Here is a 20,284-nt window from a genome sequence, read left to right on the forward strand (position 1 = left end):
TGTCAATAAGGTATTACCTTAGAAAATCAGGTATCTCCTTATCATTTTTTGCTGTATTTCTTGCCTTTCTGTATCACGATGCCCTTGTACTCCTTGCCAACCTTCTGGCCAGAGAGGTCATACATCGGAGCGTTGAGGTCGAGAGCGCCGTTGGCAGAAACGCCGTTGATGCCGTCGAGTTTAGGAACGTCAGCCTCATTGATATATATATAAGGTATTTCAGCAGCGAAGCGCAGGTATGCACTGCCCTGTGGCACCTCGATATCATCGGCTGTGGTGAACGCCACCTTGTCGGTTGTCGTTCTGCCCAACGTCCATACAATGTTCTTCTCGTCAGCCTTTGCCTTGTAAGCCTCATCAGCGGTATTGATGAGCAGGTTGGTCTCCACTGCCTCGGCGTCAAGAGCCACGCGGGCGGTATAGTCGCCGGCGGCAGCAACGAGGATGACACCAGTCTTGGCTGGCACCTTGGCTACCTCTGCCATCACCACGTATGCAGCATCGTTCTTCATCTTCACTTCAGTAACGACATAAGCCTTCAGTCCGTCGCAAACGGAGAAGTCGAGTGCCTTGTCGGAGCTATAAGCGAGGTATCCGCCCTCTGGCATCACGATGTCTACGGTGAGTGCCTTGAGTTCTACGGTACCGAAGTCGTAGTCACCTGTAATCTCTACAGAGTCTGTCAGAGCGTATGGCTCGTAACCTTCAGCCTCGAAAGCGAACATGTATTTTACGTCCTGTGGAAGAGCTACCGTGAACATGCCGTCAGTATCGGTAGTCAGCTCTGTCTCCATTCCGTAGGTGTTCTTTGAAGTCACCTTCACCTTTGCACCGGCAACAATCTCATCACCACACTTCACCACACCGGTGACATTGGCGTTCGGCTTGTCCATGGCAATTTCAGCCACGTTCACGTCGTCGTTCTCAACCACCAGCGGTTCTGCAGCGGTGTAGTCATTGAACTTCTCGCAGGTTGCCTTGAGAGTGTAGCTCTTTGAGTGGCGCACGGCGTCAAACTTGAATGTTCCATCCTCGGCAGTTACTGCCTCAAGAGTCTCCTCTGCATCATCGGTCAGAGTGACCTTAGCTCCGGCAAGAGGTGCCTTGCGATAGGTCACGAGACCAGACACGGCTACATAAGTCTTAACGAGATTGATATCCTTTGTCAATCCGGCAGACACGTCAACCGGTTCTGTCTCAGCATAAGCATCGAAGCCCTCGGCAGTGGCCGTCAACACATACTGCTTGTCGCTCTGGAATATGCTCATTGTATATGTACCGTCATCAGCGGTAACGGCGGTGTAATAGACCTCACCGCTGGTGAGCTTCACAGTGGCGTTGGCAACAGGTTCCTCTCCGCATGTCACCTTACCGGATACCGTGACAGGATCGGCAGTGACACCGAACACTGCAACAGGGGTCTCGCAGTTGGAGAACGAAGAAGATGAAGTTCTCTTGTAGTAAGCTGTCTTATAGTTTGTATCCAAGTCGTAGTTCACCTTTACGTAGGTGTTGCTCTGAGCATGGGTACGCACGCGGATTGCCTGCACACCGTCCCAGACGATAGGCTCTTCAAGTTCTATCTTTGTGATGAACGGTTCGTCGGTCTTGAATGAGAAAGCGGCATCCTTGAAGAATTCCGTCTTCTGCATTCCGTCTTCATTCTCGCTCGGTGTGTATGTAGCCTCATCAACTGCTCCCACACAAGCATAAGCGTTGAGGGTCTTGTAATCCTTGTTAGTCAGCGGTGTTCCGGTGTATGTGACAGAACAGATCTTCTGTCCTGCAGAGAGACCGAAGTTCTTCAGCATGTCTGCCGGGTAGAGGATGTCGGTGTCGGCACCAAGCGCGTTGTCGGCATTGAAGAAATAGAACGGTACGCTGTAGTCCTGCTTCAAAGCCTCACCTACCACGATGTCCTTGCTTGCCGTTTCCTCGCTGACAGTAACGTCGACTGCGTCGGACTTCAAGGTAAATCCGTCGGCAAGGCTCTTGAACTCAATGTATACAGGGAATGTGCCCACCTCATGAGGAGTCATGGAGAATTCGAAAGTAGCTGTGCCTGCTACGGCAATCTCAGGTTTCTCAACAGCCTCGCTGACCTTCTCGCCGTTGACATAGAGGGCAACCTCATAAGAGTCGGCAGCCTCTGCCAGAGCGTTGAGATTATCCAATGTAATGCTGGCTGTATAAGTGTTGTTCACCATTCCCTTGGCAGGAATCTTCTGCTCCTTCAACACGAGGTCGTGGGCAACGTCGAGTTTCTGGAATCCGTAGATGTTGTCGATACAGCTATAGCCGGCAGCGAAACCGATATAGTAGTCACCGGCAGGGATATTGTCGATTACGAAGGTTGAGAGCTCACCGAATGTATATGTGTAAGACACGGCACGTGTGCTACTCATCTCCGTACTGCTGATATTCTTGGCGAGAGTCCAGTTGCGGCGGTCTGTAGAGTAATAAACCTTCAGATAAACACCGTCGCCGGAGGTGTTGAAGTATGTACGTGCCACATCAACGGTCATCTTCTCTCCCTCTGCCACACGGAGCAGAGGAGTGACGAACTTATCCTCAGAGTTCTGAGTGCCGTTGCTCAGGAAGTATACGTTGTCTTCAGAATAATAGTTGCGCTGTGCTATCTTCCATGAGCCCTCGGCGTATGAACCGGCAGGGAGTTCCTGGTTCTCGAAGTCTACAAAGAACTTAGACGGGTCGAGCACTGTTCCTGACACTCCGAAAGAGAAGTCGTCGAGTCCGGTAGCCGACAGTGTCACGTTGCCGCTGAACACTCCTGTAGTGGCTGCGGTGAGAGTGAGGTTGAAGGTCGACATTTCGTGAGGCGCGATAGTGAGAGGCAACTGCAGGTCGGTAGTGAATCCGTCTGGAACCGTCACTGCCGTGACTACGAGCGGTGCTGCTCCTGTGCTCTTGATTGTGAACATCTTAGAGGTGGCAGCCTGCACCATGCCGTAGGCAAAGTTGTCTGTCGTCGCCACCTTGTCGCCGTCGCTTGTGCGCAGCTCCATGACGGGAGCGTATGGCACAGCCTCATACCACTGTCTGTTTGTGCTTACAGTATTTGACACGTTTTCCTTCACGGTATATCCGAGATAGCCGCTGTATGTGGCATAATCGGCAGTACCGGAAACGGTGAACTCTGCTGACTCGCCAGGAGCAAGTGTCTGGTCGATATCTTTCGTTCCGAGAATGCCGTTGTCTTTCACTGCTACAACAGAGAGGCTGTAGTTCTCGTCGCCAGGATTCAGCGTCACGTCACCGTTGTTGGTGACGGTAGCCTTAAGCTCGATGGTGAAATGTCCGGTAGGGTCGCAATCGATGCTATAGCCTGTGTTCGAAGCCTTCGTCACACTGGTGATCTTCAGCGAGCGGGCCAACTCCTTGTCCACCTGCTCGGCGGCGAAGTCGTCGAGATATACTTGAGAAGCGCGTATTCCGATATACTGGCCCTCAACGGCAGGGATGTCTACCTTGACATACTCCGAAGTGGAGAGCGTTGGGATGGTGACGCTCATCTTGTCGCCTTGCACGAATTTGCCTGTAGTGGCATCCTTGGTCACCTTGTAGAAGGAGATGCTGCCACTGCTATAGACTTTTTTCACATAGATGCTCGAAGTTCCTGTCACGGCAGGAGTAACGAGCAAGTCATTCACGGCCTGCGAGTTTGACCATGAACCGATAGTCTGGTCTCCAACTTTCAGAGCACCGGTACCGCCAACGCCCGCAGTAGTAGAATAGGTGTATGTAACCCAATAGGTTTCCCATTCCTCATTGTCGTAATAGCTCTCGGCAATATGGCCCCAACCTGAAGCCGCCTTGAACTCATGGTCGGTCACATCAATAGACGTGTTGAAATCCATCGTGTAGTTTTGCACTACGTCAGCATTCGCCACACCGGTCCCCCACAGCAATGCCATGAGAAACGACAATAAATAATTCAAGTGTTTCATAAACGAAATATATTAATTAGTTGTAGTTTATACGTTCCCGGTTGCAAATTTACAGTTTTTAAACCATAAACGCAACACAAAGTCAGACAAATATAAAATATCGACGTTATTTTATCACAACTTTATGAATTTTGCCATCTTTTCTGACGACAAATATTCCGCTCGGGAGTTTACCGTCCCCTACTTTCATGCCATCAATGGTATAGACACCGTCGGAAGCATTGTCCGCGGCTGACGCCTCAACGCTCTCAATGGCATTCACCTTACCGTTAAGCGTGGTGCTCATGGCATTGGTAACGTCAGCTTCAAGTAAATTACTGTCGTCCACGGTATCGAAATACCTTGTGGCAAGTGCCACCACGCGCATATCGTCAGCTTTCCACATCTCTGGCAACGTGAAGTTATAGGTGGTCTCATACTTGCCGTCCACGATGTTCACCTTGTCGCCTACAGAAGAGGTGAGATACGTACGGAACACTTGATTGTGGATATAGTTGTTGTCTGTCACCACTGTGTTGCCGTTCAGCACCTGCTGAGTGGACTTCACATTGTCTTCGGTGAGCATCAGCGTTATGCCGAGGTTGCCAAGGACTGAAGGATATTCGTCTACCACGTTTCCCGACACTGTGACAGTGAGCTTGCGGCTGGCATCATCGAATGTCGGCTTCAGGTCGATGCTTGCAAACGAAGGATTCTTGTCGGCCTCGGCAGCGAGCATCTCCACCGACTGTGCCGCGATGTCGGGCATTATCATGATGTAGTCGTTCACGTCGAAGGCGACGTATGGCTCTGCCATGAAATAGAAGCGGTCTACAGTGAAGCACGGATAGGTGTAGGCATATAGGCCGAAGAGATAGTCTGAGGACGGATCATTCAACGGCTCGTTCTCACGGTAGATATTAACGAGACAGATGTTGTCTTTGGAGTTCTCGCCGCTCATGTCCTCATTGACGAGGGCTGACTGATAGCTCTGCTGACTGTTATACTGCTCCACATAATGCTTCTGACGCGGCAGCGACTGGGTGTAGACAACAATGTCGTTGTATATCATCGACGCCGCATCTTCTGCCGGAGTCTCACCGTCAATCTTATCTACGAAGAACTTTATCTTATGGTCGCCAGACGAGAGGTTTTGCGGAAGGGCGAACACCTGTTCCACACTGCCCGTAGCACCGGAGGCGACTGCCTCGGTATGGTCGATATACTGCGGCTCTTCATTGTCGATGCTATAGCCGATGCGCACGGAATTGATTGCCTCAAGACCCGTGTTGCTGAACATCACGAAACCGTCAATCTGTTCACCCGGCTTGTGATACTTGTTGCCGGTCATCAGATTCTGCAGCTGCACTGCCTTTGCCGGCAGATTGCTGACATCCAATATGAGCTGCACACACAGGTTGCCGAGTCCGTCGATGTTATAGAAAGCCCCTTCTTTCTCTATCAGAGAAGCGTTATCGTTGACTGCCGACGAGACGTCGAAACAGAGGGCGCCAGCTTTGTCAGCCACCATATCCTCCGTCTCGTTGTAGGCAAAGCCGAAGAGCAGCTGCTCGCTGCCGGTGATGGTATACTCCTGGGCTGTGTTGAAACGCACCTCGTTCCATCCTTCTGCAGTGCGGCGAACGGTACTGCTGACGAGCTCCGACGCCTTGCTGTCTACTATATTATATAGGAATGCCGATGACTTGCCTATCGACTGGCTGAGGGCGAAACGCATTCCGACTATCTTGCAGCCGGCATAATCTGACAGAGTGGCAGGGGTTATTATGGCACCCACCTTGAACGTGCCTGCCTTGCCCACATACACGCCTCTTGTGGTGATGCTGTCGCCTTTGACGTAGCCGAGAGTACGCTCCGTAGCCGACAGGACACGCTGCGGACGCTGGCCGTCACCGTCGGCCGGCAGCTCTCTTACTGTGGGTATGCTGATGTTCCGCAGGGTTCGCATGGAACCCAAAGTGATTTCCTGTGCTCCGCAAAGTGACATCTGCAGCAGCATCGCTGATAATATCGCTATTCTTTTCATGACTTTACAAATATAATGTGAAACAATTGTCAGAAGCGCACCTTCATGACCTTCTCTCCGCTCTTCACCACATACACGCCCTTAGGCAATGATGATATAGATGTGGCGATGCGCTGGCCTGAGAGGCTATACACTTCGGCATCGGCTGGTATTGCCTCAACAGAGGTGATGGTACCGATGGAGCTGACTTCTATGTTGTAATAACCCTTTTCCGACACCGCACCCTGATACACTGCTTCTATGGCTACGGTGTGTGTGCCTGCCGTGATTCCGCGGAGCGTGAACTCCGGCGTGGTCGGCTCGCCCACCTTCTCTGAGTCGAGATATACGTTGTAGTTGACCACGTTGCCATAGTCTACCAACGAGGCGCTGCCTGCTGCCGGACCTACCTTGAAGTCGTCGAGCTGGGCAAAGAAGGTGTCGTATGAGATATAGTGTATGCCGATGCGCACTTTCTTGCCTACATAGTCTGTGAGCGGAGTGGTGAATACCGACCACTGGTCGGACGGCATCTTGGCTGCAGTGCTGATCTTCACGAAATCTGTAGGGTCATCGCTACCCTCTGAAACGGCAAACTCCAGTGTCTCCGGATAGGTATCGGCATAGCTCTTAGCCGTAACCTGCAGTTCATAACCGTCGTAGATTGTCAGCTCCGGCGAGATGAGCCATTTGTCTGCCTGACTTGACTGTGGGGAGAAGAAGATGACATATTTGTCGCCGGTGGGGGCATACATCGCCTTGTCTGTAGGCACCATCGCCGGTTCGGTCTTGGCTGGATTGAACACCATAGGAGGTATTGCCGTAGGGCTTGACTGAGTGCCTGAACCCGGGAAGCTGATGATATAGCCGGCAAGACTGATCGGATAAACCGGCATCTTGTCGTTGTCTATAGTCTTCCATCCTCCGAACTCTCCTGTAGCGAAGTCGGCATAATCCTCAAAACTGTCGGTGAAGCCGAGGTCCTGGTTCCATTTCAGCAGTGCCGTCTGCGTACCGTCGTCGGCGGCGGTGAGGTCGGCGGTGATGTTGTATGGCGTGATTACATTGTCTTCGAGCGTCAGGTCATACTGTGCATCGGCGGTCAGGTCGATGTTTACCGACTGCCCCTTGAAGGCGCCGCCTCCGATATTCATGAGATACTGCCCTTTAGCGAGTGCCTTGAACGATGCCTTGCCGCCGGCAACGACAGCGGTATATGTCTCGCCGCTGGCTGTTGAGAGCATGTTCAGCTTCTGTCCGTCGGCAGTGAGCTTGCTGTTTGAAGATACGGTGAAGTCTGCTGCCGCATATCCGTCGTGGTTCACGTCTATCGTAGTGGTCACCATCTCACTCTCTGTCATGAGATATTTCGCCTTCACTCCGAAGGTGTGGGTGCCGGTTGCCACATCATCTATATTATATGTATATCCGTCAGTGGTGGCAACCAGTGCATCGTCCATATACACCTCGAAACGCTCGTTGGGGTTGGCCGGCGAGAATGCCGCCATATCTGAAGTTACCCTGTGTGCCTTGGCAGCAAGCTGCTTTGCCGCCGCCGGCTGGGCTGTATAATCCGGCTGACCCACATAGAAATTGTCTACCATCAGCATGAAGGCTCCCGTAGTGGAATTCGCCTCACCTACATAGCGTATGGCTATCTTCACTTTCTTGCCGGCATACTGCGAGAGGTCGTACTGCATCTCGTGCCATGACTTGTAGTCCACGCTCTCGGCATTGCCTTTGGTGAGGAGGGTGAAATCTGACTGCACCGGACTGTCGGTCTGGGTGGTGATATATACAAAGAATTCCTCGTTATACTTGTCGGCTGCCTTGGCATAGAAACTGAGGATATTGTCGGTGCCTACGGTGATTTCGGGCGATATGAGCCAGTCGTCGTTGGCTTCACCGTTTGCGGTGCGCACGAAACCTACATACTGTTTGCCGTCATAAGGACGGAGCACCGGGTAGGAATACCACCATATAGGATCTACTTTGAGGGGATTGATGATCTGTGCATACTGCATCACGCCTCGGTTGGGATAGTCGCCGGTGAGCGGTGCCGCCATGAGATGGTCGCCGTCGATACCGGTCCAGTCGCCGAAGGTAATGGTGAATGGATCATAGCTCTCGAAATCATCGAAGAATGCCGGTGCTTCGGTGTTCCATGTCAGCGCCACGCTGTTCTTGCCTGTGAACGGGTCTACATTGAGCTTGGCGTTGAAGGCGAATGGCTTGCGTGTCTTCTCCACCAATGTGAGCGACACGTTTTTCTCGGTTTCACCGTCGGCGATGTTGAATGATGTTGTTGCCGGTTCATATCCGTCGCGTGTCACGGCAACGGTGTGGTTTCCGGCGTATGCCTTCAGCGTGGCCTTGCCCTCGGCATTGAGGGTGACGTTTGAATATGCCACGTCGTAGTCGGTCTGCTTCACGCTGACCGGCTGTCCGCTGAGATTCTCGCCTGTAGTGGCGACAACGGTGATGTTCAGCGTCTTGTCCTTCTTCTGTGCGGATGCCGGGAGGATACTGCCGAAGAGGACGAAGAGAAACATAAGGAGTAGGATATCTTTTCTCATATCGCGTTGTTTTTCGTTTATATTGTTTCCTGATTATCTGCCTATACCATAGCGAACTGCGGCTGCGGCAAGAAATGCGGGAAAATAAAAAAAGGTAACGGGGTGTCCCGCCTGCTGGGGCGGGACTGTTACCCATTACCAATACTAATTTTCAAAGAATTTATTTAACAGTTACCTTCATGGTCTTCACACCGTCGGCGGTCTGCATCCTTACGACATAGATGCCGTTCTCGAGCTGGTCGAGTGTCTGCATTCCGGTTCCCTTGGCGAGCTGCGATCCGTTCAGAGAGTATACTGTGACTGCAGCGTTCTGTGCGTCTTCAGCACTGATGCCCTGGATGTTGCTGCCTTCTGCCGGCACGAAGTTGGTGAACGTGAAGTCGTCGTAGAATGCCTGGAGAGCAAATGTCGCGTTGTAGTCGCGCACTGCCACGTAGATGTCCTTGCCTGCGTATGCAGAGAGGTCGATGACGTAGTGTTTCCAGTCTGCACGGTCGAGGAACGGAATCTCCTCAAGCGGCAATACCTCTGTGAACTGGTCGGTGCTGCTGTTGCCTGTCTCGCTGACGAGCACTGCCACCTTATGCTTTGCTGATGGCAACACGCTCTGCAGACTCTCCAGGTTGCGTGCCCAGAAGTCGAACTGTGCGCCTTCTCCAGCCTTGAGCTTCTGACTGATAATCCAGTTGTCGCCCGTGATGTTCTCCGACAACGGTGTTCCAGCCATGAGCACTGCGTCGCCTGATATTGGAGCGATGCCGTTGTGGTTAGGACGCTCGTAGACGATGGTGAAAGCGAAGACGCCACCGCTCTCCGGACATTCTGTGCCGTAGTATGTGAAGCGTGATGTTGCAGCTCTGTCCACGTCAATCATTGTGAAGTCGTTCTTCCAGTTGTGGTCGAGGTCGTTGTCCTCGAATGAATAGTAGTAAACGTTGCTTGCCAACGCTGTTCCCTCAACAGGGAGCGAAAGGGTGTAGCCGCTCTCGAATGTCACTGTGAGGTTGTCGCTTACTGTAGAAACGGCATCCTTGGCATTGAACTGAACGTTGAACTTCTGTCCCTCACCGGCTGCTATCTCGTCGCCTGCCTTGATGGATGTCTCGAAGTTGCCGGTTGCGAACGTTGCGCTCTTGACCTTGAGCGTATTGGCTCCCTTGTTGATGAGTGTGAAGATGTCGCCGGAATTGGTTGCCATGTTGTAGTTCACCTTGCCTGCGTTCCATCCGCTCTTGTTGAGGATTGCCTTGTCGCCTTCTTTCTCTTCCAATACCACATTGTCGAGAGCTCCGCCTGAATCCTTGCCGCTGTAGCTGTAGTGTGTCCAGCGGAACTTCACTGTCTTGCCTGCGTATTCTGCGAGGTCGAACGATTCTCTGATCCAGTAGATCTTCTCCTTCGCCCAGTCTGTTGACATGTAAGAGAGTTCTTTCCATTCACCGTCGGCATAGATTTCGAAGGTCAGCTTCTCAACGCCGTTGTTAGGCTCTATGTTTACTTTCTTTTCAATGCCGCTCGCATCTGCCACGAGGTCTGTAGGATGACGGTCGCCCCAGTCGAATGATATTGCCATGGTCTTGTTGGCAGGGAGCTTGAACTCCTGTGTAGACACTGAGATATGCTCGCCGTTATTGAGCCATGTGGCATAGAGGCATGGCATTGGATTGCCTGATACTGTATTGACGCTCCATTCGCGGTTATACTGCGACTCGCCTTCTGTGGTCCAGCCTGTCGGCAGATTGTCGCCACTGAAGTCCTCGGTATATGGATAGTCGGCAACCGAAGCGTCTTTCTGTGTGGTGAAGCGCCATTCCGGAGATTTCGTTGCCTGGCCTGCAGCGTTGTATGCCACTACCTTCCAGTAGTATGTAGTCTCATAGTCGGCTGTTGGGATTGTATAGGTGAGCACGTTGCCCACATTCTGTCCGTCGATCACGTTGTAAACGCCTTCTGCTGTTCCCACATAGAGGTTGTAGCCCTCGGCGAACAATGCCGGTGTCCATTCGAGCTTGATGTCCTTAGGATAGATGTCTGTTGCCTTGTCCTTAGGTGTCACCACCTTGCAGGTGTCTGGCACGCCGTCCTGTCCGTAGAGTGCAGGAAGGAGGATACGGTCGAGATAGAAGTTGCTGCACTCCGGCACGTAGCCGTCGTTTGATGTCACGCCGGTGTTCACCCAGCGCACGTATGAGTTGTCTGTTCCTGTGCCGAGGTCAACGGTCTGTGTCACCTTCACGTTGCTCTTGCTGACATCTTGGTATGGGAATATCCATTTCTCGGTCCATGTCTTTCCGCCGTCGGTAGAGAGTTCCACCTTGATGTCGTTGCTCTGGTATGTAGTACCGTCTTCGCTGGTGAAGTCGTTGTAGTATTCGAATATCACCTTGCCGCCATTGGTGAGGTCGAGACGTGGCGTAGTGATGTAGTTGTCCTGCATGTCTACGCTTGCCACTGCCGAGCGGTCGCCCTCAAGGGCTGTAGATGTTGCCGACCATCCTGAGTTCTTCCATCCTGCCGGTGGGAAATATGCCTCGAAGGTTTCCTCTGTCATACCGTCGGGCAGCATTTCCTTGGTTGCCTTCAGGGTGATGGTGAGGTCGCCGCCATTGGTATGGAGCACCACGTCAGCTGACGATGGACTGGCAAGCGAAGCGGTATACGACAGCTGGAAGCTGACCGCCTCGTTCTTGTCGAGGTTCACTGTGGTAGGGTCGAGTGTCATCTTAACGCAGTCAGGCATGTCGACGCCTGTTATCTGCAGACCCTTCTTGCCCACGTTGGTGAGGGTGAACTGCTTGGTATAGAATTTCTCTCCGAGATACATCTTGCCGTAGTCATAGCTCGTGAGGTTGAGCTTGCCCACTGGTGTAGTGGCTGGAGTGAACTGCTTCACGAGCACGTTGTCCAATGCCATGGAGTTTGAATTGGTGGTGAGCATCTTGTACACAAAGGCGATCTTCACCTTCTGGCCCTTCCATTCGCTGAGGTCGAGCTTGCTTGACTGTGTCTGCCAACCCACGAAGTTGGTCACTCCGCTCTCTTTCAGGTCTTCTGGATTCTGGATGGAGAATATCGTCTCGGCATTGGCGAGGTCACCGTTTTTCACGATGCGCACCTGCAGGTCGTACAGGGACTCGGCACTGAATGCCACCTGCGAGGTCTTCCAGTCGAAGCTCAGCTGATAGGTGTCGTCGAGGTCGAGCTCAGGTGTGAGCAGGATTTCCTCTCTCGGTCCGGCGCCGTCGGCACCCGAAAACATCTGTCCGTCGCAATATGCCACGTGTTTACCGGATATCGTACCTTTTTCAGAATAATAGTTGGTCCATTTATACTGGGGGGTCTCGCCGGCGTAGGTGTCTACCGTTGTCCACCCTTGGCCGCTGGCTACAGGACGCGAGAATGGAGTGTCTTCTTCCGAAGCTCTCACATAGTCGGTCTCAAAACCCTCGTCGAGCAATACTTTCTGTGCGCTGACGCTTACAGAAGTAGCAAACATTGCCGCTAACAGCATTAAAGATTTAAACTTTTTCATTGGCTTTGCTTTTTGGGATTATTATTGTTATATCTATTTCGTTAAACACATATTTATATATAGAGGGAATAATATTTGTGAATCAATCACCATACTGGTTGTTCCTTTCTGCCGACAACTGACTTCTTGTATCATCGTGTCGTTTCATCGGCAAAAGTAATAAAAAAACTCACTTTTTGCTAACATTTTATGCAAAAATACGGCAGGCAATCTATTAAAATACAATTTGTCGCATTAATTTGTAATGCAAAAGATACAAAATGGAAGATTTTGCATGACCACCGCCAATAAAGTTACGGATTAAAATCAGTCAGAGAGAAATAGTAACAATGACAATCATAACAAGCATATAAAAATTAAAAAACCTTAGACAGGACACACAATGCCTTGCCTAAGGTTTTCTTGTTCGCGTCCGAACAAATACTACATGTTATTTAATCATTACCTTCAATATAATTTATTCATTTCTGCTAAAAATGTACTTGGAAATATTATATATTATGTCTGTTTTTTCTCTTTTCATACTGACTGTCATGACCTGTTCGCAGTTTCGCGTCGTGGAGGAATGGAATGTAAAAGACCAGATAACCTCACTTGACCGGCTTTTCTACGTCAAGATGCATTTTTGAAAGACTTTGGATGAAATGTCTGGATTGGGTTAGCAATTGACTTTCGACCTTAGAAACTATGAACCTATCATTTGTAGTCGTTATGACTATAGAGATTGATGAATAATGTAACGGCTTGTGGTGCCAGTTAATAGTTGTCTCTAACGGGAGAATATGTCATTATCGTTGACGCTCCCACAAAAGTTGATTTCACGATTTCTTGTCCTTTTTATATGCTTTCGTCAGTAGTATCGTATGTTTCCTTTAATTAAATTATTACTATGTTCCTTGTTTTGTTATTACGCCTGCAAATATATTGCTTTATTTTATTTTCACAAAACAATATATCACTTTTTTTTGTGCTTTTTGAAAAAATCGCAAAAATATACGCTTTTTTTAGTGCACAATGTCTCTACTACATTATATATAAGACAATGTAAATGCAAAATTGCCGTTTTGCTACAGATTGTAAGAAAACACTCTGTTCTGCTTAAATGATATACAGGGATGGCAAAGCCAAAGCTACATATTGAAAGAAAGAGGATTGAACAAATATTGGATATTTTATCACAAAGAAATAACAAAGTGTCACTTACAAATTGACTGTATACATTCGGAATTGGAAAAAGATTGACAATAACATAGAAAACGGACAAAAAGAAAGAAAAAAGTAAGTAGATAAATCATTACCCTGCTCATAATAAGAAACCAGAAGAATATCATGCAAGAAGTGGATGGCAACCAGACGAAAAAACCATAACTTGTCTTGACCATTGCTACAGCTCTGATAAGTCAGGACCTCTTGCCAGGTATGGCTTCGTAACATACAAACTAAAATCACTTGATTGAAAAACTGTTGGAAAATAAAAGTTTTTTCCGATGAAACCGCCAATTCTTAGATCACAATCAACTACTATGGCTTGCTTTTAGAAGGTCGAAATATAATTGTCTTTTAACCCAAATCGGTCGTTAGGGCTTGCTTGGATTTTGTTTTTTAGAAGGATGGATTTTGTTTGGCTTTTAATGAGTAATAGCGGGCTATTGCGAATTAAAAACAGACGAAAGACGCCTTATGAAAATCAAAAGACTGCAAGCAGTTATTTGAATTATATATTAAACGGCCTAATGACCGATGGGGGGGGGTAACGATAATCAAGCACAAAATATACACATAAGAATGTTTTTTTACGGGAAAAAGTATCATAGTATCATTTTATGGTCTCTCAGAACGGCTAAAATCCTGCAAGCCAACGAGTAACGCCAATGATACTTTTCCGAACTCTTTACAGAAAAGTATCATTGATGTATCATCGAAATATCATACAGCTTTATTTATTTTAACCCCAATCGGTCATTAGAACCATCCTGACCTTCCTAAAGGGAAGGGACAAGTTACTCTGCATATTGCCATCAGCCCCCACCTATCCTCCCCCGTAGGGGAGGGACTGGTTACTCTTGACTGCCTGTTTACCAGTGGGTTATCCATAATTTTGCAACTTGACCACCAATGGTCATCAGTATTCGAAGTAAACGGCACCACCACTCTATGACAGAAACGGAGTAACCTGCATCTCCCCTTCGGGGGAGAACGAGAGGGGGCTGAAGTCAGAGGCAGAGTAATCTGTTACTCCACTTTGGGAATGTTAGGTTGTAACCAAGAGCGTATGGGTTACAGATAAAACACCATAAAACCATTTGTCATTCCGTGATGTCGCTGTATCCCCAGCCTATGGTTGATGGACAGCAGTCTATGATCCTGTCAGAGAGTACAAAATCTGCCCAACTGGGGCAACGTGCTTGCCCATGTTGGGCAACGTGCTTGCCCCACTTGGGCACGCTGCTTGCCCCACTTGGGCAGAAAATGCACCAGACGGCTGCCCAATAAGTTAATGTTGTAATATCCATATTCCTGTTTTCTGGATTCTGCCAACACATGCAATTCCTGCCATCTGAATTCCTGCCATCTGATACTTCCTCTCATCAGCAAACCATCCAGACAATTGCCTGACAGTTGTCTGACAGCCAACTGCCTGAATATCAAAGCACTACATGAAAAAACCAGACAATCTGACAGTTTTGACGATTTTTTAGTGAAATAGCAATTCTATAGTCACCATCATTGCTCCCTGTCTCTCCGTCAGGGATAGTGTCATCAATTTCAAGTCAGGAGACACAGGACAAGACCACTAAAGAGCAGTGTACTAAAAGCTGTAAATCCTTGTTTTAAGGACAAAAGTTTGGAAGTTTGGAAAATATGACGTAATTTTACAATATCAAAGGGTTAATACCGATGAAATCGGCATTTTTTGTAGTTTTTCGCCTTGTTGCGCTACCAAGACAATGCACAAAGCGGAGAATTGCCATGAGATTGAAACGAAGGCGGAAATGGGAAACGCCACAGAATCCGCATGGCAGAATCCATGTTCCAAAGGAACGAAATACGGAATAAACAATAAAAACAACAAAATATACAACAAAATGGGAAAGATTATACTCACTGGCGACCGTCCGACGGGACGCCTACACTTAGGTCATTACGTGGGATCGCTGCGCCGCCGCGTGGAACTGCAAAACGAGGGTGATTTCGACAAAATGTTCGTTTTCATCGCAGATGTGCAGGCTCTCACTGATAATGCTGACAATCCAGAAAAGGTCAGACAGAACATCATCGAAGTGGCTCTCGACTATCTCTCTGCAGGTCTCGACCCGGAGAAAGTGACGCTCTTCGTACAGTCTATGATTCCGGAGCTCGCCGAACTGACGGTATACTTCATGAACCTCGTCACCGTGTCGCGCCTGCAGCGAAATCCTACGGTGAAAACGGAGATTCAGATGAGAAACTTCGAAACGAGCATCCCTGTAGGCTTCTTCACATACCCTATTTCTCAGGCTGCCGACATCACGGCTTTCAAGGCTACCACCGTGCCGGCCGGAGAGGACCAGGAGCCGATGCTAGAGCAGACCCGCGAAATCGTGAAGCGCTTCAACTATATCTATGGCGACGTGCTCGTGGAACCGAAAATCATGCTGCCTACCAATCAGGTGTGCTGCCGACTGCCGGGAACCGACGGTAAGGCGAAGATGAGCAAAAGCCTCGGAAACTGCATATATTTGTCGGATTCATCGAAGGAAATGCAGCAGAAAGTGAAAGGAATGTACACCGATCCGGGCCACTTGCGCGTGGAAGACCCGGGTAAGGTGGAGGGCAACACCGTGTTCACATATCTCGACGCATTCTCTACAGAGGACGACTTCGCTGAGTTCTGGCCAGAGTATAAAAATCTCGATGAACTGAAGGACCACTACCAGCGTGGCGGTCTGGGCGACATGAAATGCAAGAAGTTCCTCATCAAGGTGCTCGACAAGCGCCTTGAACCTATCCGCCAGCGCCGCCATGAGTTTGAGCAGGACATCCCTGAGGTTTACAACATCCTGAAGAAGGGCAGCGAGGCAGCACGCGAAGTGGCAGCAAAGACTCTCGACGAGGTTCGCGAGGCTATGAAGATAAACTATTTCAACGACGCAGCCCTCATCCAGCAGCAGGCTGAGATGTATAGAAATAAATAATTGCGGACCGAGAGGCTAAGGAGCAATCATCGGAACGCAATCCTGACAAAAAAAAGACACCACGATACTCCCCATATTGCGCTTCATGCCGTATGGGGAGTTTTTACATATAATAAAAGGTTATCAATTTGACACTTTAAAAGAAGGATTTTAATCATATTGCCAATTTTTATCTAATATTTTTTGGATTTTATTTGTACATCTCAAAAAATATCTCGACTTTTGCAAGCGGAACGTTATTCAAGAAGCAAAATTGCAATGAGGAAAGATGAAAAACAGTATAAATTGCAAGAAAGGAAACGTTAGAGAGAAACATACAACAACTGATTAAATTATCAACTAAATAAATTTAAGCTTATGAGAATATTTACTTTACTTTCGTTCGCGGCCATCTTCGCTGCACAATCTGCAAATGCACAGAACCCTGTACAGAACCAGCGCATCTCACTTGAGAGTGTATCAGGTGTTTACGCTCCAGCACAGAGCCCGGTAGCCAAGAAGGCGGTTTCTGACATCATGCGCCCTGCTAAGGAGCAGATCTTCTACAGAAACGACAAAGACGACGGATGGGCAGAAAAGGCAGCCGAGGAGTACACTTACACCTACGACGAGAAGGGCCGCGTGAAGACAAAGCTCAGCTACGACCCTAAGGCTGAGGTTGCAAACCAGAAATATTCGCGCTACACATACGAGTATGACGAGGACGGAAACGAGACGCTCGTACTCTTTGAATACAGCGGCGACAAAGAGACATGGAAGGGCGACTGGAAAATCGAGAAGACTTGGGACAACGTGGTGAAGGGCCTACAGACTGGTGCCATGATGTATGAATACAGCGTCGTGACAAAGCAGCTCACCAAGATGTCTCCAGAGAACTGCTTCCGCACAGAGATTACCCGCGACGACAAGGGCCGCGTGACTCTGTATGTGAACTACAGATACAATGACATGAAGAAGGAGTATATCAACCAGCGTATCACTCCTACATACGACGAGGCTACCGGCCATCCTTCATCAGTGGTGATGGAGGACCAGATATGGGACAATGACGCACAGGCAAACGTATTGGGCGAGATTAGGAGATTCCATAACTTGAAATGGCAAGAGTGTGACGACCAGTTCGTGAACATAAACGACAACTTCCGTATGGGCAATTGCCGCGCTACTGAATACAGATTCAATTATCGCGGTGTGGACTACGGTGACTATGTAATTACATACGGTGAGAAGTATCCTGAGTATGTAGCTAATTATACATACCTCGACGGATCTGGCAGTGACGTCATGACAAACAAGCTAATTGACGATAACGGTTCTTACTACTACTATGACGAAAGCTGGTGGGATAAGAACGGCGACGGAGAGAAAGGCGCAGATGAGATTTCATTGAGCAAGTATGTTTACTACTACAATGAAAAAGGCGTGAAGTGTGGCGATGAGCAGTGGGGAAGCGGATACGGCTCTCCAATCGAACTCTACTATGCCCGCAAGGACGTTTACACATACGATGCTACCTATGACTACCCGACAGAGATCGTGGCTTACTCATTCGATTTCTTCAACAAGGTTCTCGAGGACGGCACTGTAAACTACACTCCAAACCAGCGCACTGTTTACTCAGACTTCACAAAGGTTGGCGAAGTTGACGCTATCGACACAGTGAAGGCTAACGCTGAAGGCTTCACCACATACTCTCTCTTCGACCTGCAGGGACGCTGCGTAGAGAAGGGCGCTATGAACAACAACATCGGTAGCGGCAAGCACGGCGTATTCATCCTCCAGATGAGCAACGGCTCTGAGACAAAGAGCGTACGCATAGCAAGATAATGACATAGACCAGACTAACATCCAATACAATCCCCGTGGCATCGAAAGACGCCACGGGGATTATTCATTTCTACAGCCGATAACACCCACTTTGCAAACCCGTCTTGACAAAGTCAGCACTATGGATTGACAAACCTCACTAAATAGTGTGAATGACATAAAATATTTACATAAGGGTACGGGGTATATCAGATTTTCTTTGTAATTTTGCCACGTAAAAAGAGCCATACCGTTATCGTGGCAGCTCCAGAGCGAGCCATGTTTGCCAACCACGGAAACGGAAACGGCATGACAAGACTCGAAACGGTATTAGCTACAAGCCGGCAGACGGCATCATCGACAGATCGGGAAACGACAACAACGACAAATCGAAAACTGCATTATCGATAATCGAGAAGGTATTAGTGAGACACAATACATTATAATATTATAATAACATTATGATTTATTCAACAGAAGTAAAGAACATGTGCGTTGTGGCCAAAGGCCCAAACCACGGACCAGCTCCTATCCCAGAGGAAGGAAAATGGGTTTATGCTAAAGAAATCAAAGACATCTCCGGCTACACACACGGTGTGGGTTGGTGTGCTCCTCAGCAGGGCGCCTGCAAGCTGTCTCTCAACGTTAAGGACGGCGTTATCCAGGAGGCTCTCGTTGAGACTATCGGTTGCACGGGTATGACCCACTCTGCTGCCATGGCATCAGAAATCCTGCCAGGCAAGACAATCCTCGAGGCTCTCAACACAGACCTCGTTTGCGACGCCATCAACACTGCCATGCGCGAACTCTTCCTGCAGATCGTTTACGGACGCACACAGAGTGCATTCTCTGAGGGTGGTCTGACAATCGGTGCCGGTCTTGAGGACCTCGGCAAGGGACTCCGCTCACAGACTGGTACTCTCTACGGTACTGTTGCCAAGGGCACACGCTACCTCGAGCTCACCGAGGGATATATCACACGCCAGTTCCTCGACAAGGACAACCAGGTTTGCGGTTACGAGTATGTACACCTGGGCAAGATGATGGAGGCCATCAAGAACGGTATGGACGCCAACGAGGCAGTGAAGAAGTTCACAGGCTCTTACGGACGCACCACCGCCGAGCAGGGAGTTGTTAAAGCTATTGATCCACGTAAAGAATAATAAGGAGAAACAAAGACATGATTAGAAAAGTAAGTTACGAAAGTCAGGAGCGTCGCGAGGCGCAGGTTCTCGCTGCCCTCAACGCTGAGGGTATCAAGAGCGTAGAAGAGGCTAACGAGATTTGCGAGGCTGCAGGTGTTGATCCTTATCAGATGTGTGAGGACACTCAGCGTATCTGCTTCGAGAATGCAAAGTGGGCATACGTTTGCGGTGCTGCCATCGCCATCAAGCGCGGCTGCAAGACTGCTGCTGATTGTGCAGAGGCTATCGGCGTGGGTCTGCAGGCATTCTGCATCCCTGGTTCTGTTGCCGACGACCGTAAGGTTGGTCTTGGCCACGGTAACCTCGCTGCACGTCTGCTCCGCGAGGAGACACAGTGTTTCGCATTCCTCGCCGGCCACGAGTCATTCGCTGCCGCTGAGGGTGCCATCAAGATTGCTGAGATGGCAAACAAGGTTCGCAAGAATCCTCTGCGCGTTATCCTCAACGGTCTCGGCAAGGACGCTGCCATGATCATCAGCCGTATCAACGGTTTCACATACGTACAGACAGAATTCGACTACTACACTGGCGAGCTGAAGGTCGTTAACCGCATCGCTTACTCTGACGGTCCACGTGCAAAGGTGAACTGCTACGGTGCAAACGACGTTCGCGAGGGTGTGGCTATCAACTGGAGCGAGGATGTAGACGTTTCCATCACCGGTAACTCTACAAACCCGACACGTTTCCAGCACCCGGTAGCCGGTACATACAAGAAGGAGCGTCTCGCTGCAGGCAAGCCTTACTTCTCAGTGGCTTCAGGTGGTGGTACCGGACGTACTCTTCACCCAGACAACATGGCTGCTGGTCCTGCTTCTTACGGTATGACCGACACCATGGGCCGTATGCACTCTGACGCTCAGTTCGCAGGTTCTTCTTCAGTTCCTGCCCACGTAGAGATGATGGGCTTCCTGGGTATGGGTAACAACCCGATGGTAGGTGCTACAGTGGCTATCGCCGTAGCTATCGACCTCGCCCTCAACAAGAAGTAATTATCTTGTTCATAAGATATTTACATAA

At 49.3% G+C, this 20,284-nt stretch carries 9 protein-coding genes; 5 read left to right on the forward strand and 4 right to left on the reverse strand.

The genetic code is table 11. The features are described from left to right. Nucleotides 1–41 precede the first annotated feature (41 nt). The 4 genes from ST42_RS07765 to ST42_RS07780 all read right to left on the reverse strand — a co-directional run bounded on the left by ST42_RS07765 (nucleotide 42) and on the right by ST42_RS07780 (nucleotide 12,081). Nucleotides 42–3,968 (reverse strand): carboxypeptidase regulatory-like domain-containing protein, encoded by a 3,927-nt coding sequence (locus ST42_RS07765; protein ID WP_082028617.1) that lies wholly within the window; start codon nucleotides 3,966–3,968, stop codon nucleotides 42–44. A 106-nt stretch (nucleotides 3,969–4,074) separates the two neighbouring features. Then, nucleotides 4,075–5,994: an Omp28-related outer membrane protein gene (locus tag ST42_RS07770; protein ID WP_082028618.1), complete on the reverse strand. Its 1,920-nt coding sequence runs from the start codon at nucleotides 5,992–5,994 to the stop codon at nucleotides 4,075–4,077. A 29-nt stretch (nucleotides 5,995–6,023) separates the two neighbouring features. Continuing rightward, entirely contained in the window at nucleotides 6,024–8,549 is a 2,526-nt protein-coding gene (locus ST42_RS07775) for a choice-of-anchor J domain-containing protein (protein WP_044073076.1), read from the reverse strand. A gap of 160 nt (nucleotides 8,550–8,709) precedes the next feature. After that, nucleotides 8,710–12,081, reverse strand: a complete 3,372-nt coding sequence (locus ST42_RS07780) for a T9SS-dependent choice-of-anchor J family protein (protein ID WP_044073078.1) — start codon at nucleotides 12,079–12,081, stop codon at nucleotides 8,710–8,712. A gap of 3,086 nt (nucleotides 12,082–15,167) precedes the next feature. On the opposite strand from ST42_RS07780, the gene trpS reads away from it, so the two are divergent. The 5 genes from trpS to ST42_RS07800 all read left to right on the forward strand — a co-directional run bounded on the left by trpS (nucleotide 15,168) and on the right by ST42_RS07800 (nucleotide 20,256). Continuing rightward, nucleotides 15,168–16,256: a tryptophan--tRNA ligase gene (gene trpS / locus ST42_RS07785; RefSeq protein ID WP_022316694.1), complete on the forward strand. Its 1,089-nt coding sequence runs from the start codon at nucleotides 15,168–15,170 to the stop codon at nucleotides 16,254–16,256. A 357-nt stretch (nucleotides 16,257–16,613) separates the two neighbouring features. Then, the gene (locus ST42_RS07790; RefSeq protein ID WP_044073080.1) at nucleotides 16,614–18,083 is read left to right on the forward strand and encodes a hypothetical protein; all 1,470 of its coding nucleotides are present in this window, start codon (nucleotides 16,614–16,616) and stop codon (nucleotides 18,081–18,083) included. Nucleotides 18,084–18,290: 207 nt separating this feature from the next. After that, nucleotides 18,291–18,473 (forward strand): hypothetical protein, encoded by a 183-nt coding sequence (locus ST42_RS13855; RefSeq protein ID WP_156136901.1) that lies wholly within the window; start codon nucleotides 18,291–18,293, stop codon nucleotides 18,471–18,473. Between the two features lie 50 nt (nucleotides 18,474–18,523). Beyond that, nucleotides 18,524–19,225, forward strand: coding sequence for an iron-sulfur cluster assembly scaffold protein (locus ST42_RS07795; protein WP_022317243.1), 702 nt, complete (start codon nucleotides 18,524–18,526; stop codon nucleotides 19,223–19,225). 17 nt (nucleotides 19,226–19,242) lie between these two features. After that, nucleotides 19,243–20,256 (forward strand): GGGtGRT protein, encoded by a 1,014-nt coding sequence (locus ST42_RS07800; RefSeq protein ID WP_022317242.1) that lies wholly within the window; start codon nucleotides 19,243–19,245, stop codon nucleotides 20,254–20,256. Nucleotides 20,257–20,284: the final 28 nt, after the last annotated feature.

Source organism: Prevotella pectinovora, assembly GCF_000834015.1.
Taxonomy (GTDB): Bacteria; Bacteroidota; Bacteroidia; order Bacteroidales; family Bacteroidaceae; genus Prevotella; species Prevotella pectinovora.